Consider the following 22,986-nt stretch of genomic DNA (forward strand, 5'->3'; position numbering starts at 1 on the left):
TTACCCTTTTTGTAGTTAAATACGGTGACCGTTAAATACGATAACTGTTAAGTACGGTAGCCGCTAATCACGGCCGGTGCCAATATCTGCACAATCAGCACCGCTAAATAGGTTAAACCGAGTGGCGCAAACGCTGCTTTAAACAGCCCCAGAGCCACAATCAGCAAAATTATCGTCACGATAACTTTTAACCCTTCGCCAATGGCAAACGACCACGCAACACGACCCGGAGCTGCTGTTTTTGCCTGATGGCGGCAAGCAAACAGCATAAACATGGCACTGGGCAACCAGGCTGCCAATCCTCCTGCCAGAGCAGAAGCACTCCATTCCAGGCTTTTAAAGCCAAAAGCAGCACTGAGAACAACAAAAGTCATTAACTGCAAAAACAGCAGCTTTCGTGCGATTTTCCCACTGTAAAGGGATACAGGCATGACGTTTGTTCTCTCCGAACCACACTAAGGGTATGCTGAGTGAGGTATAAAACTGCCTTTTACCCCATTGAGTCAAGCAGCAAAAAACGAGCAAATTATACGGGCCACTCAAACGAATTCAATCGATAAGTAGCGAAAAGGTGAACAATTATTTAAATTTTCTTCTTTCGGACTATTTTCACAAGAAAAGCCTCGGAATAAAGCCCCCATTTAATTGTCTGACGATTCCAACCATTATCAATAAAGCGTGCAACTGATCACAAAACTTAAAACAAACTGATTTATATCCCATAAAGCTTCGGTTTGTCTTTAACGAAAAGAGCCATTAAAAACTTTTATAAATCATAATGTTAAAATTAAACTATTATCAAACAAGTTATCTACTTAGTAAAAACTTCCCGTTGACATTTCAGATAATAATCAGGCAACACTTCGTCTACATAAAAAGAGCATATCAAGCCGTTAAGGTAATGACTAAAGTAACTATTTGCCAGCTCTCAATATAGTTATGTCATCCATTGCCGCTGTTTTTGTAAACAATACGTAAAATATAATCAGACCATAGGGTACTACGCGAAGAAATACTTACCGATATTAAAAATAATAAATACGATAATTTTCCTACCACCCGCTAAGGATTTATTACATTTTTTTGATAAATAACAAAGTTAGTTTGACTTAAGAATGACCAAATGACGCTCGCCTTCCAACTCTGGCACCTGCAATCGCACAACCGATTCAAGGACAATGCCCTCAGGCAACACGGCTAATTCATCGTCCGGTCTCACCCCTTTAAGCGCATAAAAGCGCCCTTCAGACTTGGCTGGCAAATGGTGGCACCAGGACAGCATATCTTGTAGGGATGCAAATGCACGGCTTATTACACCATCAAATGGCGGTTTTGCGGCAAAGTCCTCAACTCGGCTTTGCACTGGCTCAATATTATTTAAACCCAGTTCGTGCTGTACCTGACGCAAAAAGCGTACACGTTTACCCAAGCTATCTAGCAACGTAAAGTGCGCAGTAGGCCGCACAATTGCTAGCGGTATCCCAGGAAGCCCAGGGCCGGTACCCACATCAATAAACCGATCACCTTGCAAATATGGGTTAACCACAATGCTGTCCAGAATATGTCGTACCAGCATTTGTTGCGGATCACGAACTGAAGTCAGATTGTAAGCTTTGTTCCACTTATGCAGCAGTTCTACATAGCCTATCAACTGCAATTTTTGCTGATCGGGTAATACAATACCTGCGGTGTTTAGCAGGGAATCTAATTTTTTTAACACAACAATATCCTCTGACTAAACTCGTGCAGTCAGCATAAAAAGGGCCGAGATGAGGAATGATAATCTAGCTTGGCAGTGGTTTGAATAGCTAGTTGTGACCAGAAGGCAAAGAAGAACTTACCTGCACCGCTTATCCCTTCGCAGCGCAGGCAAATCCCGTTGTTAGGCACTACGGCGTAACAACCCTTGTTTTTTCAGCCAAACCAACAAAATAGAAATTGCCGCAGGGGTAATACCCGAAATACGCGAGGCTTGTCCGATTGAGTTAGGTTTGTGATCATTCAGTTTAGCGATAACTTCGTTCGATAAACCTGACACCTGATGGTAATCAAGATCTGTTGGCAGGAGAGTATTCTCATTGCGCAGTTGTTTTTCAATTTCTTCCTGCTGACGGGCAATATACCCTTCATATTTAACCTGAATTTCAACCTGATCCGCCGCTTGTGGATCCGTTAATGCTGGGCCAAAAGAGGGTAAGGTTGTCAGCAAACGATAGTCAATTTCAGGCCGACGCAGTAATTCTTCACCATTGGCCTCTTTAGACAAAGGCGCTTTCAGTAATGCGTTGATCTCATCAACATTTTCAGAGTGCGGATGTACCCATATATCACGCAGACGTTGACGTTCTTTTTCAATTTGTTCAATTTTCTTGCTGAAATGTGCCCAACGAGCATCGTCAACCAGCCCCAATTTACGGCCCATCTCAGTCAAGCGTAGATCCGCGTTATCTTCACGCAGCATCAAGCGATACTCTGCGCGAGAGGTAAACATGCGATACGGTTCTTTGGTACCAAGGGTGCTTAAATCGTCCACCAGCACGCCAAGGTAAGCTTCATCACGGCGAGGTGACCATCCATCGTCATCGTTAGCGAAACGGCCCGCATTAAGCCCTGCAAGCAGCCCTTGAGCTGCTGCTTCTTCATAGCCGGTGGTGCCATTGATTTGCCCAGCAAAGAACAGACCGTGGATATATTTGCTTTCCAAAGTCGGTTTCAAATCACGTGGGTCAAAGAAATCATATTCGATGGCATAACCAGGTCGAACGATACGGGCATTTTCCAGCCCTTTCATTGAGCGGACGATTTGCATCTGTACATCGAAAGGCAGGCTGGTTGAAATACCGTTCGGATAGATCTCATTACTGGTCAAACCTTCCGGTTCGAGGAAGATCTGGTGTGAATTACGATCGGCGAAACGCATGACTTTGTCTTCGATCGATGGACAGTAGCGTGGCCCGATCCCTTCAATGATCCCAGCATACATTGGGCTACGATCCAAATTATTGCGGATCACTTCATGGGTTTTTTCATTGGTGTAGGTGATATGACAAGCCATTTGTTCTGGATGCTGGCTAGCATTACCCAAGAATGAAAATACCGGAATTGGCGTATCACCCAGTTGAGGTGCCAGTTGGCTAAAATCAATGGTCCGCGCATCAATACGTGGTGGAGTACCGGTCTTAAGGCGATTAACGCGCAGGGGTAATTCACGTAAACGCTGTGACAATGAGATTGATGGCGGATCACCAGCACGGCCACCGCTGTAGTTCTGAAGACCGATATGAATTTTTCCGTCAAGGAAAGTACCAACGGTTAATACCACCGCTTTCGCACGGAATTTCAGACCCATTTGGGTGACTGCACCCACAACGCGATCATTTTCAACAATCAGATCTTCAACTGGCTGTTGAAAGATCATCAGATTTGGTTGGTTTTCCAATGCGGTACGTACTGCCTGGCGATACAGCACACGGTCAGCCTGAGCTCGAGTCGCTCTTACTGCTGGCCCTTTGCTGGCGTTTAGTATCCTAAACTGAATCCCGGCTTGGTCAGTTGCCATAGCCATCAGGCCACCCAGAGCATCGATCTCTTTGACCAAATGTCCCTTACCGATACCGCCAATCGCTGGGTTACAAGACATTTGTCCCAGTGTGTCGATGTTGTGCGTCAGCAATAAGGTCTGACGTCCCATGCGTGCCGCTGCCATTGCAGCTTCCGTGCCGGCATGGCCACCACCAATGATGATGACGTCAAATTGATCTGGATAAAACATGGTACTGCACCTCGCCGTTATGCGAATTTCTGTGTTTGCCCTGGGGTGGGGGATTCTACTCAAGTTTAGACGATCGACCAAGCGGCTTAGGATCCCCCTTAATTAAAAGAAGATCTTTTTATTTAAAGATCTCTTTATTAGATCTCTTATTAGGATCATGATCCTCTGTGGATAAGTGATTATTCACATGTAAGATCATAGTTTTAAGGAAGATCGTTTGCTGTGAATGATCGGTGATCCTATTGCGTATAAGCTGGGATCTAAATGGCATGTTATACACAGGCACTTTGGGGTGCCAAGGTTGTTATGTGGATATGTACCGGTTTTACCCTGCTTTTAAGCATACTTATCCACATTCGTTCGCGCGATCTTTAATCAAATTAGAGCAAATTAATCCAATTTTTGACCCAAACCTCTGCCGGATCCTCGGGAATTTCATGTTGGATGACGTCAATTTCTAAAATATTACCCAAACGTTTGGCACCTTGTGCGATCAATTGTTGATCCAATGCTCTCACGGCACCGCAGAAAGTGTCATATTCTGAACTGCCCAAACCAACAGCACCAAAGTGCACTTGAGAAAGATCAGGCTTCTGTTGTTCGATTTGTTCTAATAATGGTTGAAGGTTATCAGGGAGGTCACCCGCACCGTGGGTTGATGTAACTATTAACCACGTACCCTCAAGCGTAAGCTCGTCTAATTCAGGGCCATGCAGTGTCTCTGTAGAAAAACCCGCTTCTTCTAATTTCTCAGCTAAATGTTCAGCAACATATTCAGCGCTGCCGAGTGTACTGCCACTGATCAAGGTAATGTCAGCCATAAAGAACCCAACCGAAGTAAAGAGCCGGTATTGTACGCTGTGAATGAGCTGGGATCTACCTGTGGATAATGTGGGTATAGTTATTTAGTGCTTAAGGCACAATGGTACGCATGATGGGGTTTTGCAGGGATATTAGCGTCTCTGTTGACTGGATCTCATCGATAGTCTGGATCTTGTTGATAAGTACCTGCTGGAGTGCATCTATTGACTTACACATCACTTTAATAAAAATGCTGTAGTGGCCGGTGGTGTAATAGGCTTCTACAACTTCTTCTAAACTTTCCAGTTTTTTTAGTGCTGAAGGGTAGTCTTTGGCACTTTTCAAGATAATGCCGATAAAACAACACACGTCATACCCGAGTTTTTTGGGATTAACGTGAACACAAGCCGCTGTAATGATCCCTGCCTGGCGCATTTTCTCCACCCGCACATGAATTGTCCCTGGGCTAACACCAAAATTTTTCGCCAATTCAGCATAAGGTGTGCGTGCATTTTCCATTAATGCGTTCAAGATGCCGCGATCGAGATTATCGATTTGATAAATTTCACCCATATTATCCTCTTTTTTTTATCGATTATTGAATTATAGCTGCATAAAAATGAATGATTAAAAGTGAAAAGGCAATATTGTTTGTTGGATATTGAATTTAACCCTCATTCTGTTGCTTAATCGATGTCAAGCCAGATGGCATAACCTGATTAGCATAATCAATAATAACGAATCGAGAAAACGGCAATGAAAAAACAATTTATCCAAAAACAACAACAAATCAGCTTCGTAAAATCATTCTTTTCCCGTCAATTAGAACAACAATTGGGTCTGATTGAAGTACAGGCACCGATCCTGAGCCGTGTAGGTGATGGCACTCAAGATAACCTTTCGGGTTCAGAGAAAGCCGTTCAGGTAAAAGTGAAAACATTGCCGGATGCAACTTTTGAAGTCGTTCATTCCTTAGCTAAATGGAAACGCAAAACCTTGGGCCGCTTTGATTTTGGTGCTGACCAAGGGATATATACTCATATGAAAGCACTGCGCCCTGATGAAGATCGCCTGAGTGCTATTCATTCTGTGTATGTTGATCAGTGGGATTGGGAACGCGTGATGGGCGATGGTGAACGCAACCTGGCTTATCTGAAATCCACTGTTAACAAGATTTATACTGCTATTAAAGAAACTGAAGTGGCGATCAGTGCTGAATTTGGTGTGAAACCATTCCTGCCAGAGAATATTCAGTTTATCCACAGCGAAAGCCTGCGCGCGCGTTTCCCTGACCTGGATGCCAAAGGCCGCGAACGGGCGATAGCTAAAGAGTTGGGTGCGGTATTCCTGATTGGCATCGGTGGTAAATTAGCTGACGGTAAATCTCATGATGTGCGAGCACCAGATTATGATGACTGGACGTCACCGAGTGCTGAAGGTTTTGCGGGTTTGAACGGCGACATTATTGTCTGGAACCCTGTTCTTGAGGACGCTTTTGAAATCTCATCCATGGGGATCCGTGTTGATGCAGAGGCGCTTAAACGCCAGTTAGCACTGACTTCTGATGAAGATCGTTTGAAACTGGAATGGCACCAATCCTTGCTGAGTGGTGAAATGCCGCAAACTATCGGTGGTGGTATCGGTCAGTCTCGTTTAGTGATGTTATTGCTGCAACAGCAACATATTGGTCAGGTTCAATGTGGCGTATGGGGGCCAGAAATTAGCGAGAAGGTTGAAGGCCTGCTGTAAATCCCCTTTATACTTGATGTTGCAGGTGTTTACCTGCAACACCCATTAGTTTGGTTATATATTAATCCCCTTCACTCGCGAAGGTTGCAACCGCCAGCGCGAGTTTTTAATCTATGCTGTAGTGATATATAAATATTTTAAATATAACTATATGCAAGGTTGTTGATGTCATGGCCCTTTTTCATCCTATAAAGCACTATTTACACGCTCGGCCACGATTGTTGTTTTCGGTTGGCGCGGGTGTTGTCACTTATTTCCTGCTGCCAACGCATTACGCGGTAATGTTATGCCTGATGGTGAGTTGGAATGTTTCCGCCTGGCTTTATTTACTGTTCTTATGGTTGCAATTATTACGCACTGATTCGACGAAAATCAGCAAAATAGCCAGGGTGCAAGATGAAAGTGCCAGCATGGTGTTGAGTATTGTCAGCATGGCGTGTCTGGCCAGTATTCTGGTTATTTTATTTGAATTGAGCACCGCGAATCAGCTCTCTGGATCAGCCAAGGTGTTCCATTTGGTCCTGACAGGGCTGACGTTATTGGTTTCATGGTTATTATTATCCACGGCTTTTACTATGCACTACGCACATTTGTTTTATATGCGCCGTGATAAATCAGAAACGGTTCTACCGTTACTCTTCCCCAAAGAGATAACCACGCCTTCCTATTGGGATTTCCTTTATTTCTCATTTACCATTGGTGTGGCTTGCCAAACTGCCGATGTTTCTACGGGCACGTCAGATATCCGCCGCGTAGTGCTCTTGCAGTCAGTGTTATCGTTTATCTTTAATATGACGATATTGGGGTTGTCGATAAACGTCGGTGCCGGCCTGCTTAACTAGCGCTTCCAGCGGCGCATCAAGCGGCTTTTTAGACCAGTATCAAAACGCCAGATATGATCGAAAATACGCATGATACCGGGCTTACCATACGCTGACATGGCAACAGCATGAAAACGGTGCTGATGAGCCTGCTGCTGGATTTTAATCTTTCTGACTAATTCGTCTGGTAAACGCTGGGCAATAAAATCTGAAATGATCACCGCATCTGCGTCATACCATTCTCTATCTTCCATTTTGTTTAATGTGCTGGCTAAGCACGCGGCCAGATCGGTGCCACCACGAAAATGCTGGCTGAGAAAACGAATCGCCTGCTCAATGCCACTGGCAGCAGATAATTCGTAGTGAATGATTTCAGTGGCAAATAGCATGATGTAGCAGCGGCGGTTATCTGCCAGCGCAATTCGAAGCAGAGCCAAACAAAATGCCTTGGCACATTGCTCGTTAAACCCCCCCATGGAACCTGAGGTATCGACACAGACGATAAAAGGGCCGCGAGGGTGTTCATCATGGCTTTTAAGACTGACCGGGCGCTGTAAGGTTTTCTCTTGCCAGTTGTCACCCTGCAAACGGTAAGTGAGTAAGCGGCGCTCCAGTAAGCGGCGATAAAACTCAAATTCCAGCTCGCTCATCCCTAACATCACCAGTTCTGTTGGGAGCAATCGCAAAATATCATTGCTTTGATGAATGCCACTGACCTCTTCTGGCACCGTATCGGGTTGGCGGACCATGACAGTATAAGGTTCGTAGCGAGCATCTGGTGTCGGTTGTGCTTTTGCTGAACGGCTACGACCCAATTGCTCGGCCAGTTGTTGTAATTCAGGCTGTCGTTGCAGAAAGTCACCGTATTGCAGCAGCAATTGATAATCACCGCGCTGTAAGTGGCTCTGACTCATATCCCAAAGCCGGCCCGCTGCTCCGTCATTGGTTGCCAGTACAGGCTCTAATGCTCCACTGAGTGCTAATCTTTGCTGTAATTCAGCCAGAAGCTGTTCCCGTTCTTGCTCAAGTAATTGGTGATGAATAGTGATGGTTTGTAACGTTAAGCTGACACGCCAGCGCTGTAAAAATAGGGTTTGCAAGCTATCGCCGATTTGGGGATGCCTGGCTAAATCGGCAGTTTGCAGCAATGTATTGGCTTGTGAAGCAAAGGGCGAGTGCAATTGCTGTAACTGAGTCACGATATCTGGCAGATGCGCATAAAATAGCGGGCTACTTTCCAACTGGCTTTGCTGGTATAGAGAAAATTCATTTGCCAGACCCAGAGGGACTTTAGCCTCGCGGATACGCTGTTGTAAGTTTTGTTTCCAACCGGGAATATCCTTCATTAGCGCCCGCTTAATTCGCGGGAATTTTTCGAAAAATAGCACTAATTGAGGAGAGGCTAATAACCCTATCATCATATCTTCAATAAGCTCACCTTCACTTATTGATAGCAGCATATCCAATGTCGCCAGGCTGAGCATCTGTCAGTGTCCGCGCATTTTCTGTTGTTGTTGCTTTAGTTGTTCCACTACCTGCAACAAGCTGGCTTCGACTTTGGCAAGCCACGAAGATGGGGTAAACAAACATGGCTGGTGTTGATTGAATAGCCGTCGCTGTTCGGCAAGGTTATTTTCTACTGTGGTTAATTCCACCAGCAATTCTGGGGGAATAGTGGCCGTGGCCGCACCCGGTTGTGACAGTGTGGAGGGTTGGCGGCTGATATCCAGTATTGTGATATGTAATTGATCATCAATTTCTGCATCAATGGATTGGGCATAACCGACACCATTTAATTTAGCGCGTAAGCTCCCTCCTTTGCTTAACCATTGAGTGAGGGCATCTTTCTCTATTTGTAAATGGTTGACCTGAATATCATGCAGGCTGAGCGGTTTTTGCAGTAATAGTGTCAACGTACTGTCGGTTAGGTTATCTGGCAGAGCATATTGGGGTTTGCGACTGAACATACCGCTTTGCTTAACAACCGTTAGCGCCTGATGGTCACTCTGCTGTTGTTGGTGCTGTAACCATTGGCCCTGAATATGCTGTAGTTTCATTAACAGGCTTTGCTGTTGATATCCCTGCTCAGTTAATAACTGTTCAAGCTGCTGTTGTAGCAGCTTAAGCGAACTGAGGTCATGCCACAGGCAATCTTTCAGCAAGATTAAGTCGATAGGTGTCACTTCATTGCGGCCGCTAAAGAAAGCACTGGCTTGTAACAGGCGCAGCGCTTTTTTCCAACGCCTATCTGAAACATAGGGGGCTTGTTCTTGTGAACTTAGCCGTTGACGTAACTGAAAAATAAGCTCAAAACAGTGATCCGGTAGAGCGATTTTGTCGATCAGCGGTTGCCACTGATAGAACTCTTCATCGCTGATACTGAGATTTTCTGCCACCGGATTATGATTTTCATTTTGTCGGCTAAGTAGTAGTGAGCGGAAGTTCTGCTTCTCTTGCACTCGATCCAGCCATAGGCGGATCAACATGCGGTCATAAAGGGCTTCCAGGCTGCTATCAGCGTCAGGTAGCTCGTTAGAGGCGGTAACCAGCAATCGCATGGGGATGCTGTCTTCTCGATCACCGTTTCGAAAGCGTCGTTCATTAATCGCTGTCAGTAAGGTGTTCAGGATTGCCGGACCCGCTTTCCAGATCTCATCCAGAAAGACGATTTCAGCTTCTGGCAGGTAACCACCGGTCATCCGTTGATAGCGCCCCTCTTCTTTCAATGCCTGAATAGATAGGGGGCCAAACACCTCTTCCGGTGTCGAAAATCGGGTCATCAGATATTCAAATGCACGGGCATTGCGGAAGGCAAATTTCAGGCGGCGGGCAATCAGGCTTTTGGCAATCCCTGGCGGGCCGAGCAAAAAGACACTCTCGCCACTGAGGGCTGCCAGCAAACATAAGCGGATAGCTTCCTGTCTTTCATACAGACCACTTTCAAGGGCACTGCTTAAGCGGGAGATTCTTTCTGCTAATTGTGATGATTGCGCCATAATTGTTCTACATGTTCCGTTAGTTGATTGATTTTTACCTGATAAAAAGGAATAAACCATCTTTTCTTTATGGGATAGCTGGTTTTATTAATAAGATAGTTCGTTGATTCGTAGAATTTTTATATCGCCAGTTATTTGTCACTGATGAATTTTCGCTCTGTTCGGTACCTCATTTAAGAGTAGGCAATCCATTGAAATCGTGCATACTGTGCGCCTTTTGGTGGGCGTATAAACAATACAGAACCGGCGATTACGGTTCTTAAACGCTCGCATCAGCTTATGGATGTTCTAGCAAAAAGAAATCAATTATGACCACAGAACATAAACAGTCTTTATCGGCGGTAACCCTGGCAGCAATAGGGGTAGTTTACGGTGATATCGGTACCAGCCCGCTCTATACCTTGAGAGAGTGCTTTTCTGGTCATTATGGTTTTGATGTCCGCCCAGACGTGGTGTTTGGTTTTTTATCGCTGATTTTCTGGATGCTTATCCTGATAGTCTCGATTAAATATCTTACTTATGTCATGCGGGCAGATAACGCCGGCGAAGGGGGCATTTTAACGTTAATGTCTTTAGCTGGGCGCCATACCTCTTCCAGAGCCACTTCAATACTGGTGATTCTCGGGTTAATTGGCGGTAGTTTCTTTTATGGTGAAGTGGTCATCACCCCAGCAATATCAGTTATGTCGGCCATTGAAGGGCTAGAAATAGCAGCCCCAGTGTTAGACCCCTATATTGTTCCCTGCTCCATTGCGGTACTCACCCTGCTGTTTGTGATTCAAAAGCACGGTACCGGCAGTGTTGGTAAATTATTCGCTCCCGTTATGCTGGTCTGGTTTCTAACGATCGCACTGCTTGGTTTACGCAGTATTATTGCGAATCCAGAAGTATTGGTTGCGCTGAACCCTAAATGGGCAATAGGTTTCTTTACTGAATATAAAGCCGTGTCGTTTTATGCGCTTGGCGCAGTCGTACTGGCGATCACTGGGGTGGAAGCCTTATATGCAGATATGGGCCATTTTGGTAAATTCCCTATTCGTTTAGCCTGGTTTACCGTGGTTTTGCCTTCATTAGTACTGAACTATTTTGGTCAGGGCGCGTTATTGCTGAAAAATCCTGAAGCCATCAAAAACCCCTTCTTCTTATTAGCCCCCGACTGGGCATTGATTCCGCTGTTAATTCTGGCAACCCTGGCGACCGTTATTGCCTCGCAGGCGGTTATTTCCGGTGTATTCTCGCTCACCCGGCAGGCGGTTCGCCTGGGCTATTTACCGCCAATGCGGATTATTCATACCTCCGAAATGGAGTCTGGCCAGATATATATCCCGGTCATTAACTGGACTCTCTATCTGGCGGTGGTATTGGTTATTGTCGGCTTCGAGCGTTCCAGTAACCTGGCGGCCGCGTACGGTATTGCCGTAACCGGTACCATGGTGATAACTAGTATTCTATTCTGCATCGTGGCATTGAAAAACTGGCACTGGAATCGGGTATTTGTCGGTGCCTTACTGGTAATTTTGCTGATTATCGATGTCCCGATGTTCTCTGCCAATGCGTTGAAATTGTTCTCCGGTGGTTGGTTACCAGTGTCACTGGGGCTGGTGATGTTTATCATCATGACGACCTGGAAAAGTGAACGTTTTGGTTTGCTACGTCGTATGCATGAACACGGCAATTCACTAGAAGCGATGATTGCTTCATTGGAGAAATCACCCCCAGTGCGGGTTACTGGTACTGCTGTGTATATGTCGCGCGCAATGAATGTCATTCCTTTCGCGCTGTTGCATAACCTTAAACATAATAAAGTGTTGCATGAACGGGTTGTGCTACTGACATTGCGAACTGAAGATGCGCCTTATGTGCACAATGTGAATCGGGTTACTATCGAGCAACTCTCCCCGACGTTTTGGCGGGTGGTGGCCAGTTATGGTTGGCGTGAAACACCGAATGTGGAAGAAATCTTCCATCGCTGCGGTCTGGAAGGTTTGCCATGCCAGATGATGGAAACCTCATTCTTTATGTCCCATGAGTCGCTAATCCTTACCAAGCGGCCGTGGTACCTGTTCTTGCGCGGTAAGTTATTTATTGCGCTCAGCCGGAATGCGCTGCGTGCAGCAGATCAGTTTGAGATCCCACCGAATAGGGTAATCGAGCTAGGAACGCAGGTAGAGATTTAACCTGAAAGGCCGTTATGATTAACGGCCTTTTTTGTGCCTACTATTCCTCTTTTCCCAATGTGCAGCGAAACGTTTCGATGGCGATCACAATTTTATCAAATTGGATTTGCCTTCTGCTGCTATTTTTCTAAACTCAGTATCAGCGAAACGTTTCGCTGTTGGAGTAGAAAATGAAAAAAGGCGCATTACTTAATTCTGATATTTCCGCTGTTATCTCCCGCCTGGGTCATACCGATCAGGTTGTGATAGGTGATGCGGGGCTGCCAATACCGGCAACCACCACACGTATCGATCTGGCACTGACACGAGGCGTCCCTGGATTTCTTCAGGTTCTTGAGGTGGTAACGCAAGAAATGCAGGTTGAAAGTGCAGTCTTAGCGGAGGAGATCGTTAAAAATAATCCGCAACTCCATGAAGCGTTACTCGCACAACTATCACAACTTGAGCAACACCAGGGAAACCAAATTGTTTTGCTTTATATCAGCCATGAGGCTTTTAAAGAGCAAACCAAACAAAGCCGGGCAGTGATCCGTAGCGGGGAATGTTCCCCCTTTGCTAATATCATTCTCTGCTCCGGCGTAACCTTCTGAGGCATTTATGCAACCTTTGCTGCAACTTAAAGGAATTGATAAAGCCTTTCCCGGCGTTAAAGCACTCTCCGGTGCCGCACTGAGTGTCTATCCTGGCAGGGTGATGGCACTGGTAGGCGAAAATGGCGCCGGAAAATCGACCATGATGAAAGTGCTGACCGGCATTTACAGTAAAGATGCTGGCAGCCAGTACTTTATGGGTAAAGAAGTGGTGTTTAATGGCCCAAAAGATTCGCAGGAAGCGGGCATTGGCATTATCCATCAGGAACTTAACCTGATCCCTCAATTAACTATCGCAGAAAATATCTTCTTAGGGCGTGAGTTTGTTAATCGTTTTGGCGGCATCGATTGGAAAAAGATGTATGCCGAAGCCGATTTACTGCTGGCGCGCCTTAATATCAGTTACAGCAGCCATCGGCTGGTGGGCGAGCTTTCCATTGGTGATCAGCAAATGGTGGAAATCGCCAAAGTGCTGAGCTTTGAATCCAAAGTGATCATTATGGATGAGCCAACCGATGCACTCACCGACACTGAAACCGCCTCTCTGTTTAATGTGATTAAAGAACTAAAAGCGGAAGGTCGCGGGATTGTTTATATCTCTCACCGGCTAAAAGAGATTTTTGAGATTTGCGACGACGTCACAGTATTCCGTGATGGGCAATTTATCGCCGAAAAACCGGTTGATAGTCTGACTGAAAACGCACTGATTGAGATGATGGTGGGCCGTAAGCTGGAAGAACAGTACCCGCGCTTGAATATACCCCGTGGTGAAAAGCGTTTGCAGGTCAAACAGCTCTGCGGTCCGGGCGTGAAAGATGTCAGTTTCACTTTATACAGTGGCGAAATTTTAGGGGTTGCCGGTCTGATGGGGGCTGGTCGCACTGAGCTGATGAAAATCATCTATGGCGCGCTACCGCGTAAATCAGGTTTTGTGATGTTAGATGGCCGCGAAGTTGTAACCCATTCACCACAAGATGGCCTGGCAAATGGCATTGTCTATATTTCCGAAGACCGTAAACGGGATGGTTTAGTACTCGGAATGTCAGTTAAAGAAAATATGTCTTTGACTGCGTTGCGTTATTTCAGCCGTTCAGGTGGTTCGCTTAAGCACGCTGAAGAGCAGCAAGCGGTATCGGATTTCATTCGTTTATTTAATATTAAAACGCCTTCCATGGAACAACCGATTGGTTTGTTATCCGGTGGTAACCAGCAGAAAGTGGCTATCGCACGCGGTTTAATGACCCGGCCTAAAGTGCTGATCCTTGATGAACCTACCCGTGGTGTTGATGTTGGGGCTAAAAAAGAAATTTACCAGTTAATCAACCAATTCAAACAAGAAGGGCTGAGCATCATTTTGGTTTCCTCTGAAATGCCGGAAGTTTTGGGCATGAGTGACCGCATTCTTGTGATGCATGAAGGTCAGCTAAGCGGCGAGTTCTCTATTGAACAGGCTACCCAAGAAGTGTTGATGGCAGCAGCTGTCGGCAAGCGTGATGTATTGAAAAATAATTTATTTACACTCTAAATAATTCGAGTTGCAGGAAGCCAACGCACATGTGGCTTGAAATATGACGAGTAGAGCAGGAGTAATCAGATATGAGTTCCCAAACTATCAATACCAAGCGCTGGTTCAGTAAAGAATGGTTATTAGAACAAAAATCACTGATTGCGCTGCTGGTGCTGATTGCTGTGGTTTCGTCACTAAGCCCGAACTTCTTTACCCTAAATAACATGTTTAACATTCTCCAGCAGACTTCCGTCAACGCCATTATGGCGGTGGGGATGACGCTGGTTATCCTGACTTCCGGTATTGATTTGTCTGTCGGGTCATTATTGGCACTGACAGGCGCAGTGGCGGCATCTATTGTTGGGTTGGAAGTGAATGCTTTGGTTGCCGTTGCCGCTGCATTGGCACTGGGAGCATTTATTGGTGCTATAACCGGGGTCATTGTCGCTAAAGGCAAGGTACAAGCGTTTATTGCCACTCTGGTCATGATGTTGCTATTACGTGGCGTTACCATGGTTTACACCAATGGTAGCCCGGTAAATACCGGTTTTACTGATGTTGCAGATACTTTTGGTTGGTTCGGTATTGGTCGCCCATTGGGTATACCAACACCAATCTGGTTGATGGCTATCGTCTTTGTTGCTGTGTGGTACATGTTGCACCACACTCGCCTGGGCCGCTATATCTACGCATTGGGTGGCAATGAGTCAGCAACACGACTCTCTGGTATCAGCGTAGATAAAGTTAAGATTATTGTTTATTCATTATGTGGGTTGTTAGCGGCACTGGCTGGGATTATCGAAGTGGCCCGCCTGTCGTCGGCACAACCTACAGCCGGTACCGGCTATGAACTGGATGCAATCGCAGCCGTGGTTCTTGGGGGTACCAGTCTTGCGGGGGGTAAAGGGCGGATCGTTGGCACCCTGATTGGCGCGTTAATCCTCGGCTTTTTAAATAACGGTTTGAATTTATTGGGTGTCTCCTCTTACTACCAAATGATCGTAAAGGCAGTGGTTATCCTGCTGGCGGTATTGGTAGACAATAAAAGCAGCAAATAACCTCCCTACTCACAGGAATTGCGACCATGAAAATGAAGAAACTGGCTACCTTGATCTCTGTTGTTGCCCTGAGCGCCACCGTAAGTGCTAACGCACTGGCAAAAGACACCATCGCACTGGTAGTTTCCACGTTGAATAATCCGTTCTTTGTTTCAATGAAAGACGGCGCGCAAAAAGAAGCGGATAAACTCGGCTACAACCTGGTGGTATTGGATTCTCAAAATAACCCAGCGAAAGAACTGGCTAACGTGCAGGATCTGACGGTTCGCGGTACCAAACTGTTGCTGATTAACCCAACTGATTCTGATGCAGTAGGTAACGCAGTCAAAATGGCGAATAAGGCCAATATCCCCGTTATCACACTCGACCGTTTGGCAAACTCTGGCACTGTGGTGAGTCACGTTGCATCCGATAACCGTTTTGGTGGCAAAATGGCCGGTGATTTCATTGCCAAAAAACTGGGTAATGATGCCAAAGTGATTCAGTTGGAAGGGATTGCGGGGGCGTCTGCTGCCCGTGAACGTGGTGAAGGCTTCAAACAGTCAATGGATCAACATAAATTCCAACTGTTAGCCAGCCAACCTGCTGATTTTGACCGTACTAAAGGTTTGAACGTGATGCAGAACCTGCTGACGGCTCACCCGAATGTTCAGGCTGTATTTGCACAGAACGACGAAATGGCGCTGGGCGCACTGCGTGCCTTACAAACAGCGGGTAAAACCGATGTGCTAGTGGTTGGTTTTGATGGCACTGACGACGGTCTTAAAGCCGTTCAAGGTGGCAAACTGGGCGCAACTATCGCTCAACGCCCTGACCAGATTGGTGTTATTGGCGTGCAAACCGCTAATAAAGTATTGAAAGGCGAGAAAGTGCAGGCCGTTATCCCGGTTGATTTGAAATTAGTGACTAAATAATATCGAAAAGCAGGGCATATAACGCCGCTACCCTAAAACGGAAAACAAAACGTTACGGGTGGCGGTGTCATTCACAAAGGAATAAATACGATGAAAACAGGCAAACTGGTGGTCTTGGGCAGCATCAATGCCGACCATATTCTGAATGTTGAGCAGTTTCCGCGCCCAGGTGAAACGGTGATCGGGAAGCAGTATAAAGTGGCGTTTGGTGGCAAAGGTGCTAACCAGGCGGTTGCTGCTGGCCGTAGCGGAGCAAACATCGCGTTTATTGCCTGTGTGGGTGAAGATGATATTGGTGACCGGGTGCGTCAGCAATTAGCCAGCGATAATATTGATACCGCGCCAATCGAGGCTATAGCAGATACCACAACCGGTGTTGCTTTGATTTTCGTGAATGGTGAAGGCGAAAACGTCATTGGTATCAATGCCGGTGCTAACTCAGCAGTTACACCTGAATATCTTGGTCGTTACCAGCAGCACGTTATCGATGCAGATGCATTATTGATGCAACTGGAATCACCACTTGAGACAGTTATCGCTGCCGCTAAATTGGCAAAGCAGCATCAAACGCAGGTCATTCTTAATCCGGCACCAGCTCGTGAATTACCGGACGAGCTATTAACGCTGGTGGATATGATTACTCCGAATGAAACAGAAGCTGAGCGTTTAACGGGGATTCATATTGAGCAGGATGATGACGCAGCGAAAGCAGCTCAAATTCTGCATGATAAAGGCATCGCTACCGTGATTATTACCTTAGGTAGCCGTGGTGTATGGCTTAGTGAACAAGGTAACGGGAAATTGGTTGCCGGGTTCAAGGTTAATGCCGTAGATACTATTGCAGCCGGTGATACATTCAATGGCGCATTATTGACTGCGTTATTGGAAGGTCAGGTAATGGACTCCGCAGTACGTTTTGCTCACGCAGCGGCCGCTATCGCGGTAACCCGCCCCGGTGCGCAGCCCTCCATTCCCTGGCGTACTGAGATCGACAGTTTCCTACAAGGCCGGGTATAACTTTGGCAACGATGAAAGACGTCGCCCGCCTGGCGGGTGTATCCACGTCAACAGTCTCACATGTTATTAATAAAAATCGCTTTGTCAGTGACCCCATTCGCGACAAAGTACTGGCTGTTATCAAGCAGCTCAACTATGCCCCTTCCGCGCTGGCCCGTAGTTTGAAACTCAATCAAACCCGTACTATTGGTATGTTGGTTACCGCCAGTAGCAACCCGTTTTATGCTGAAGTCGTTCGTGGCGTGGAGCGCAGTTGCTATGAGCGTGGTTACAGTTTGATTCTGTGCAACACTGAAGGCGATATCGATCGCATGAGCCGCAGCATTGAAACTCTGATGCAAAAGCGCGTCGATGGTCTGCTACTGATGTGCACTGAAAATCACCGCCCTTCTCAAGATATTCTGCGTTGCTACCCGTCATTACCGATAATTATGATGGATTGGGCACCCTTTGAGGGCGTCAATGACGTGATTCAGGATAATTCATTATTGGGTGGTGAAATGGCAACCTCATATTTGATTGCCAGAGGCTATACCCGAATTGCCTGTATTGCGGGCCCACAAGATAAAACCCCAGCCAAAGAACGTTTGGAAGGGTATCGCCAGGCTATGGATCGCGCAGGGTTACCTATTCCATCCGGTTATGAAGTTGCCAGTGATTTTGAATTTGGTGGCGGTTTAGTCGCGATGAAACAGTTGCTTGCGCTACCGGAACCGCCAGAGGCGGTGTTTACCAGTAATGATGCAATGGCTGTTGGGGTTTATCAGGCATTGCATCAAGCGGGGTTATCGATACCACAAGATATGGCGGTTATTGGTTACGATGATATTGAAATCGCACAATATATGACACCGCCATTGACCACTATCCATCAACCAAAAGATTCCCTTGGTGAACTGGCTATTGATACACTGATTCATCGATTGAATAACCCGGAAGCGGAACCACAAGTTCTGATTCTCACTCCCGAGCTAATCGAGCGTGGATCGGTGGTCAGTTGTTAAACTTCACCCTCCGCAGATTGTGTGGCTTTTTTGCTATTACGGCCTTGAATTAGATTGTCGCCATCAGTTGGTTTCAGTAATAAGAACACCATGGATGAAAGTAATGTCACTACACCCATAGTAATAAAGGTGTAGTGGAAGTGATCGACATTGTCACCAAACGATAATTCATCATAAAACCGCAATACTACCGCACTAATGGCAACGCCAAAGCTAATAGCCAGTTGTTGGGTTACCGCCAAAACACTGTTACCTGAGCTGGCATTGTTATTGGTTAAGTCAGCCAGTGTGATGGTATTCATCGCAGTGAACTGTGTCGACATTGCCATCCCCAAGACAAATAGCGGCAATATCATCATCCACGGCGACATGCCCGGTGATTGCAACGCAAACAGCGCAATCAGTACCCCGATAATAACCGTAATACCTACCAATACGGTCCTATAACCCAGTGAACGTAATACTTGAGTAACGGCAGATTTTGCCATCATCGAGCCAATGGCTGTTGGGGCCATCATACAACCGGCAATAATGGCTGAATATCCGAACCCGACTTGTAACATCAGTGGCATCAGAAAAGGCACACACCCGGTACCTAAACGGGAGGCCACGTTACCGGCAATCCCGACCGAGAATGTTCGGGTCTTAAATAGCGGCAAACCAATCAATGGATTTGGATGACCTTTGGCGTGGAATATATAGAAGAGCAACATCAATAAACCACTCAGTAACACCGTGACTGGCAGATAGCTGGCGATATCTGGTCGGCCCATTATCTCCAGACTTACGGATATCAGGACCAAACTGCTACCAAATAGCAGGAAACCGATAATATCAAAAGCACGTTTAGGCATGGTGAAGTCCGGCATATATTTACGGGCATAAAAGATGCCCAGTAAGCCGATAGGAATATTAAGGATAAAGATCCAATGCCAAGTGGTATAGGTCACCAGTAATCCACCTAATAGTGGCCCCATCACCGGGCCGACTAACCCTGGGATAGTGACAAAATTCAGAACAGGCAATAATTCACTGCGTGGGTAAGCCCTGATCAGCGCAAGCCTGGCCACCGGCATCATCATTGCCCCACCTATCCCTTGAATAACACGGGAGGCCACCAGAAAAGCCAATGAATCGGAAAGTGCGCACAGTAATGACCCTAGCGTAAATAGAGATACAGCCAGAATGAAGACCCGCCGGGTACCAAAACGGTCCGCCAGCCAACCACTCACGGGAATCAACATAGCGACAGTCAGGGTATAGCTGATAATGGCTGACTGCATGGTCAGTGGTGAGCGGTTAAGGCTTTCAGCAATTGATGGAAGTGCCGTATTTAGTATGGTGGCATCCAAAGCCTGCATAAAGAAGGCCATGGCAGCTAGCCAAGGAAGGCCCGCCATACTGCGTGCAGATTTTATCATTGTCCGTCCTGATTATTGGGGTAAGCGTGAGCACCCTCTTTATATAGAGATAGAACAGCTAGCCGCTAATTTTTATCTGTTAATAACACCTGACATGCCAGCAACGCTCCCTGACTGTCACCAGCCAGAATAGTATCAACAATATCCTGATGGTATTGCAGCTTAATCACTTCATCGCCGGTAATGGCACGGAAGTAGCTGTGATAAACCGAACTGAACAAATTGGCGAAAGAGGTCAAAAACGGGTTACCACTGGCTTCATATATTAACTGATGAAATTGAGCATCCACTTGAATCCATTTTTCACGATTAAAGTGGGTATCTAACGCCCGCATCTCTGCAATCAGTGATGCTAACAATGCTCGCTGTTGTTCATTGGCATTAATGGCTGCCAATGAACAGGCTTGAGGTTCAAGTGAAGTTCTTAATATAAGGAAGTGTTGCATCACTTGATCGAAGTTCTCTCTGTTCAGCCACCAAGTGAGTAACTCCTGATCGAGGTAGTTCCAATTTGTTTGTGGCATCACTCGAGTACCAATTCGTGGGCGTGGTAATAGCATCCCTTTGGCTGCCAGTATCTTTACAGCTTCCCGAACCGCAGTACGGCTGACACCAAATTGCTCACCCAACTCTATTTCACCAGGCAGTATGCTACCGGCTTCATATTCTCCGGCGAGAATTCGCTGACCAATTTTCTCAGCCAGCAGGTAAGAGAGATTTCGCTGGGCGGCCTGTTGTTGGGTATTTAGTTGCATGGTGATTTGTCCTATCTGTCTTCTTATATATCTATTTTACTCTACTGTTTAACACTGGTAGTGAATGTTTAGCTTAATAATTGTTTAAATATTGGTCTTTTAGCCCGTTTTTGCTGAAATAAAACGCGGTTGAAAAGTTTTTTCAAATTAGGGGTTGCAGGCTGTCAGGAACTCCCTATAATGCGCCTCCACTGACCGGGAACAACGAAACATACTTAGCCGGGTCAGGAAGCGAAAAGAATGACTTTGACTTCGAAAGAAACGAAAGAAACTCTTGACTCTTCAGCGGGAAAGCGTATTATCTGCCTCCCGCGTTACCGTAAGATTCGCCGAAAGGCAAACGGGTAACGAACGCTCTTTAACAATTTATCAGACAATCTGTGTGGGCACTCGCAAGACGATATCGAAGCCTGTTTCGGCAGGCAGAAGAAATATCAAAGTCTTGAAGAGTGACCAAAGCAGTACACATTTGAACTTCGGTTCGAATGCATATTTGCAGAAAGTAATCTTTGAGCATCGCTATGTTAACTCATAGCAAATCAAACAAATCTTAAATTGAAGAGTTTGATCATGGCTCAGATTGAACGCTGGCGGCAGGCCTAACACATGCAAGTCGAGCGGCAGCGGGAAGTAGTTTACTACTTTGCCGGCGAGCGGCGGACGGGTGAGTAATGTCTGGGAAACTGCCTGATGGAGGGGGATAACTACTGGAAACGGTAGCTAATACCGCATGACCTCGTAAGAGCAAAGTGGGGGACCTTCGGGCCTCACGCCATCGGATGTGCCCAGATGGGATTAGCTAGTAGGTGGGGTAATGGCTCACCTAGGCGACGATCCCTAGCTGGTCTGAGAGGATGACCAGCCACACTGGAACTGAGACACGGTCCAGACTCCTACGGGAGGCAGCAGTGGGGAATATTGCACAATGGGCGCAAGCCTGATGCAGCCATGCCGCGTGTGTGAAGAAGGCCTTCGGGTTGTAAAGCACTTTCAGCGAGGAGGAAGGCAGTCGTGTTAATAGCACGATTGATTGACGTTACTCGCAGAAGAAGCACCGGCTAACTCCGTGCCAGCAGCCGCGGTAATACGGAGGGTGCAAGCGTTAATCGGAATTACTGGGCGTAAAGCGCACGCAGGCGGTTTGTTAAGTCAGATGTGAAATCCCCGCGCTTAACGTGGGAACTGCATTTGAAACTGGCAAGCTAGAGTCTTGTAGAGGGGGGTAGAATTCCAGGTGTAGCGGTGAAATGCGTAGAGATCTGGAGGAATACCGGTGGCGAAGGCGGCCCCCTGGACAAAGACTGACGCTCAGGTGCGAAAGCGTGGGGAGCAAACAGGATTAGATACCCTGGTAGTCCACGCTGTAAACGATGTCGACTTGGAGGTTGTGCCCTTGAGGCGTGGCTTCCGGAGCTAACGCGTTAAGTCGACCGCCTGGGGAGTACGGCCGCAAGGTTAAAACTCAAATGAATTGACGGGGGCCCGCACAAGCGGTGGAGCATGTGGTTTAATTCGATGCAACGCGAAGAACCTTACCTACTCTTGACATCCACAGAACTTAGCAGAGATGCTTCGGTGCCTTCGGGAACTGTGAGACAGGTGCTGCATGGCTGTCGTCAGCTCGTGTTGTGAAATGTTGGGTTAAGTCCCGCAACGAGCGCAACCCTTATCCTTTGTTGCCAGCACGTAATGGTGGGAACTCAAGGGAGACTGCCGGTGACAAACCGGAGGAAGGTGGGGATGACGTCAAGTCATCATGGCCCTTACGAGTAGGGCTACACACGTGCTACAATGGCAGATACAAAGTGAAGCGAACTCGCGAGAGCAAGCGGACCACATAAAGTCTGTCGTAGTCCGGATTGGAGTCTGCAACTCGACTCCATGAAGTCGGAATCGCTAGTAATCGTAGATCAGAATGCTACGGTGAATACGTTCCCGGGCCTTGTACACACCGCCCGTCACACCATGGGAGTGGGTTGCAAAAGAAGTAGGTAGCTTAACCTTCGGGAGGGCGCTTACCACTTTGTGATTCATGACTGGGGTGAAGTCGTAACAAGGTAACCGTAGGGGAACCTGCGGTTGGATCACCTCCTTACCTAACGATACGCATTGCGTAGTGTCCACAACAGATTGTCTGATGAATGTAAATGAGCAAGAGCACCTGTTGATGTTGTGAGTTTCGACTCATGCTGATACGAAACGGTTAGATTTCGGTTTAATCGGAACTTCGTGTCCCCATCGTCTAGAGGCCTAGGACACTGCCCTTTCACGGCTGTAACAGGGGTTCGAATCCCCTTGGGGACGCCACTCCGATAATGTGTGAAAGACATTATCAACTGAATATCTTAAAGATGACTTTAACGAGTCGTGTTTAAGATATTGCTCTTTAACAATCTGGAACAAG

At 46.6% G+C, this 22,986-nt stretch carries 18 protein-coding genes, 1 tRNA gene and 1 rRNA gene; 11 read left to right on the forward strand and 9 right to left on the reverse strand.

The window, feature by feature from the left end; translation table 11 throughout:
* Positions 1 to 47: 47 nt before the first annotated feature.
* The 5 genes from atpI to asnC form a co-directional block, all read right to left on the reverse strand.
* Positions 48 to 431, reverse strand: coding sequence for a F0F1 ATP synthase subunit I (atpI, locus tag A6J67_RS03340; RefSeq protein ID WP_032907978.1), 384 nt, complete (start codon positions 429 to 431; stop codon positions 48 to 50).
* Between the two features lie 668 nt (positions 432 to 1,099).
* Positions 1,100 to 1,720, reverse strand: a complete 621-nt coding sequence (gene rsmG / locus A6J67_RS03345; protein ID WP_042568857.1) for a 16S rRNA (guanine(527)-N(7))-methyltransferase RsmG — start codon at positions 1,718 to 1,720, stop codon at positions 1,100 to 1,102.
* A gap of 162 nt (positions 1,721 to 1,882) precedes the next feature.
* A complete protein-coding gene (gene mnmG, locus A6J67_RS03350) occupies positions 1,883 to 3,772 on the reverse strand; it encodes a tRNA uridine-5-carboxymethylaminomethyl(34) synthesis enzyme MnmG (RefSeq protein WP_005192873.1) in 1,890 nt (629 codons plus the stop codon).
* 380 nt (positions 3,773 to 4,152) lie between these two features.
* On the reverse strand, positions 4,153 to 4,593 hold the full coding sequence (gene mioC, locus A6J67_RS03355) for an FMN-binding protein MioC (RefSeq protein ID WP_080608053.1): 441 nt from the start codon (positions 4,591 to 4,593) through the stop codon (positions 4,153 to 4,155).
* A gap of 91 nt (positions 4,594 to 4,684) precedes the next feature.
* A complete protein-coding gene (gene asnC, locus A6J67_RS03360) occupies positions 4,685 to 5,146 on the reverse strand; it encodes a transcriptional regulator AsnC (RefSeq protein ID WP_005192867.1) in 462 nt (153 codons plus the stop codon).
* A 183-nt stretch (positions 5,147 to 5,329) separates the two neighbouring features.
* Between asnC and asnA the strand changes: the two genes are divergently transcribed.
* Both asnA and A6J67_RS03370 read left to right on the forward strand, forming a co-directional pair.
* Positions 5,330 to 6,322, forward strand: coding sequence for an aspartate--ammonia ligase (asnA, locus tag A6J67_RS03365; RefSeq protein WP_005192864.1), 993 nt, complete (start codon positions 5,330 to 5,332; stop codon positions 6,320 to 6,322).
* A 170-nt stretch (positions 6,323 to 6,492) separates the two neighbouring features.
* Positions 6,493 to 7,164 carry a DUF1345 domain-containing protein gene (locus A6J67_RS03370; protein WP_032907977.1) on the forward strand — a complete coding sequence of 224 codons (672 nt, stop codon included), beginning with the start codon at positions 6,493 to 6,495 and terminating at the stop codon, positions 7,162 to 7,164.
* Here A6J67_RS03370 and viaA read toward each other — a convergent pair.
* On the reverse strand, positions 7,161 to 8,627 hold the full coding sequence (viaA, locus tag A6J67_RS03375; protein WP_042568859.1) for an ATPase RavA stimulator ViaA: 1,467 nt from the start codon (positions 8,625 to 8,627) through the stop codon (positions 7,161 to 7,163). The genes A6J67_RS03370 and viaA overlap by 4 nt on opposite strands.
* Before the next feature lie 3 nt (positions 8,628 to 8,630).
* Positions 8,631 to 10,139: an ATPase RavA gene (ravA, locus tag A6J67_RS03380; protein ID WP_005192858.1), complete on the reverse strand. Its 1,509-nt coding sequence runs from the start codon at positions 10,137 to 10,139 to the stop codon at positions 8,631 to 8,633.
* 308 nt (positions 10,140 to 10,447) lie between these two features.
* Here ravA and kup point away from each other — a divergent pair, with 308 nt between their 5' ends.
* The 7 genes from kup to rbsR all read left to right on the forward strand — a co-directional run bounded on the left by kup (position 10,448) and on the right by rbsR (position 18,406).
* Positions 10,448 to 12,316: a low affinity potassium transporter Kup gene (gene kup / locus A6J67_RS03385; protein ID WP_050074004.1), complete on the forward strand. Its 1,869-nt coding sequence runs from the start codon at positions 10,448 to 10,450 to the stop codon at positions 12,314 to 12,316.
* Between the two features lie 170 nt (positions 12,317 to 12,486).
* A complete protein-coding gene (gene rbsD, locus A6J67_RS03390; RefSeq protein WP_050074003.1) occupies positions 12,487 to 12,906 on the forward strand; it encodes a D-ribose pyranase in 420 nt (139 codons plus the stop codon).
* A gap of 7 nt (positions 12,907 to 12,913) precedes the next feature.
* On the forward strand, positions 12,914 to 14,431 hold the full coding sequence (rbsA, locus tag A6J67_RS03395; protein WP_005192850.1) for a ribose ABC transporter ATP-binding protein RbsA: 1,518 nt from the start codon (positions 12,914 to 12,916) through the stop codon (positions 14,429 to 14,431).
* 71 nt (positions 14,432 to 14,502) lie between these two features.
* A complete protein-coding gene (rbsC, locus tag A6J67_RS03400; protein ID WP_042568860.1) occupies positions 14,503 to 15,471 on the forward strand; it encodes a ribose ABC transporter permease in 969 nt (322 codons plus the stop codon).
* Positions 15,472 to 15,497: 26 nt separating this feature from the next.
* A complete protein-coding gene (gene rbsB, locus A6J67_RS03405) occupies positions 15,498 to 16,385 on the forward strand; it encodes a ribose ABC transporter substrate-binding protein RbsB (protein WP_005192843.1) in 888 nt (295 codons plus the stop codon).
* A 90-nt stretch (positions 16,386 to 16,475) separates the two neighbouring features.
* Positions 16,476 to 17,402 carry a ribokinase gene (rbsK, locus tag A6J67_RS03410; RefSeq protein WP_042568861.1) on the forward strand — a complete coding sequence of 309 codons (927 nt, stop codon included), beginning with the start codon at positions 16,476 to 16,478 and terminating at the stop codon, positions 17,400 to 17,402.
* A 2-nt stretch (positions 17,403 to 17,404) separates the two neighbouring features.
* On the forward strand, positions 17,405 to 18,406 hold the full coding sequence (gene rbsR, locus A6J67_RS03415) for a ribose operon transcriptional repressor RbsR (RefSeq protein ID WP_042568862.1): 1,002 nt from the start codon (positions 17,405 to 17,407) through the stop codon (positions 18,404 to 18,406).
* Here rbsR and mdtD read toward each other — a convergent pair.
* Complete coding sequence (mdtD, locus tag A6J67_RS03420) at positions 18,403 to 19,827, reverse strand: multidrug transporter subunit MdtD (protein WP_050074001.1); 1,425 nt, start codon at positions 19,825 to 19,827, stop codon at positions 18,403 to 18,405. The genes rbsR and mdtD overlap by 4 nt on opposite strands.
* Positions 19,828 to 19,892: 65 nt before the next feature.
* Entirely contained in the window at positions 19,893 to 20,582 is a 690-nt protein-coding gene (locus tag A6J67_RS03425) for a FadR/GntR family transcriptional regulator (protein WP_005192834.1), read from the reverse strand.
* Between the two features lie 552 nt (positions 20,583 to 21,134).
* Here A6J67_RS03425 and A6J67_RS03435 point away from each other — a divergent pair.
* Both A6J67_RS03435 and A6J67_RS03440 read left to right on the forward strand, forming a co-directional pair.
* Positions 21,135 to 22,677: ribosomal RNA gene (locus tag A6J67_RS03435) — 16S ribosomal RNA — on the forward strand.
* A 136-nt stretch (positions 22,678 to 22,813) separates the two neighbouring features.
* Positions 22,814 to 22,889: transfer RNA gene (locus tag A6J67_RS03440), tRNA-Glu, on the forward strand.
* Positions 22,890 to 22,986 lie beyond the last annotated feature (97 nt).

Origin of the sequence: Yersinia sp. FDAARGOS_228 (genome assembly GCF_002073315.2) — a bacterium.
Lineage (GTDB): Bacteria > Pseudomonadota > Gammaproteobacteria > Enterobacterales > Enterobacteriaceae > Yersinia > Yersinia intermedia.

Coding starts and splice junctions, on each gene's coding strand:
- rbsB (WP_005192843.1), top strand. CDS start 15,498: ATGAAAATGAAGAAACTGGCTACCTTGATCTCTGTTGTTGCCCTGAGC.
- rbsK (WP_042568861.1), top strand. CDS start 16,476: ATGAAAACAGGCAAACTGGTGGTCTTGGGCAGCATCAATGCCGACCAT.
- atpI (WP_032907978.1), bottom strand. CDS start 431: ATGCCTGTATCCCTTTACAGTGGGAAAATCGCACGAAAGCTGCTGTTT.
- viaA (WP_042568859.1), bottom strand. CDS start 8,627: ATGCTCAGCCTGGCGACATTGGATATGCTGCTATCAATAAGTGAAGGT.
- mioC (WP_080608053.1), bottom strand. CDS start 4,593: ATGGCTGACATTACCTTGATCAGTGGCAGTACACTCGGCAGCGCTGAA.
- rbsA (WP_005192850.1), top strand. CDS start 12,914: ATGCAACCTTTGCTGCAACTTAAAGGAATTGATAAAGCCTTTCCCGGC.
- kup (WP_050074004.1), top strand. CDS start 10,448: ATGACCACAGAACATAAACAGTCTTTATCGGCGGTAACCCTGGCAGCA.
- mnmG (WP_005192873.1), bottom strand. CDS start 3,772: ATGTTTTATCCAGATCAATTTGACGTCATCATCATTGGTGGTGGCCAT.
- rbsD (WP_050074003.1), top strand. CDS start 12,487: ATGAAAAAAGGCGCATTACTTAATTCTGATATTTCCGCTGTTATCTCC.
- asnA (WP_005192864.1), top strand. CDS start 5,330: ATGAAAAAACAATTTATCCAAAAACAACAACAAATCAGCTTCGTAAAA.
- A6J67_RS03370 (WP_032907977.1), top strand. CDS start 6,493: ATGGCCCTTTTTCATCCTATAAAGCACTATTTACACGCTCGGCCACGA.
- asnC (WP_005192867.1), bottom strand. CDS start 5,146: ATGGGTGAAATTTATCAAATCGATAATCTCGATCGCGGCATCTTGAAC.
- ravA (WP_005192858.1), bottom strand. CDS start 10,139: ATGGCGCAATCATCACAATTAGCAGAAAGAATCTCCCGCTTAAGCAGT.
- mdtD (WP_050074001.1), bottom strand. CDS start 19,827: ATGATAAAATCTGCACGCAGTATGGCGGGCCTTCCTTGGCTAGCTGCC.
- A6J67_RS03425 (WP_005192834.1), bottom strand. CDS start 20,582: ATGCAACTAAATACCCAACAACAGGCCGCCCAGCGAAATCTCTCTTAC.
- rbsC (WP_042568860.1), top strand. CDS start 14,503: ATGAGTTCCCAAACTATCAATACCAAGCGCTGGTTCAGTAAAGAATGG.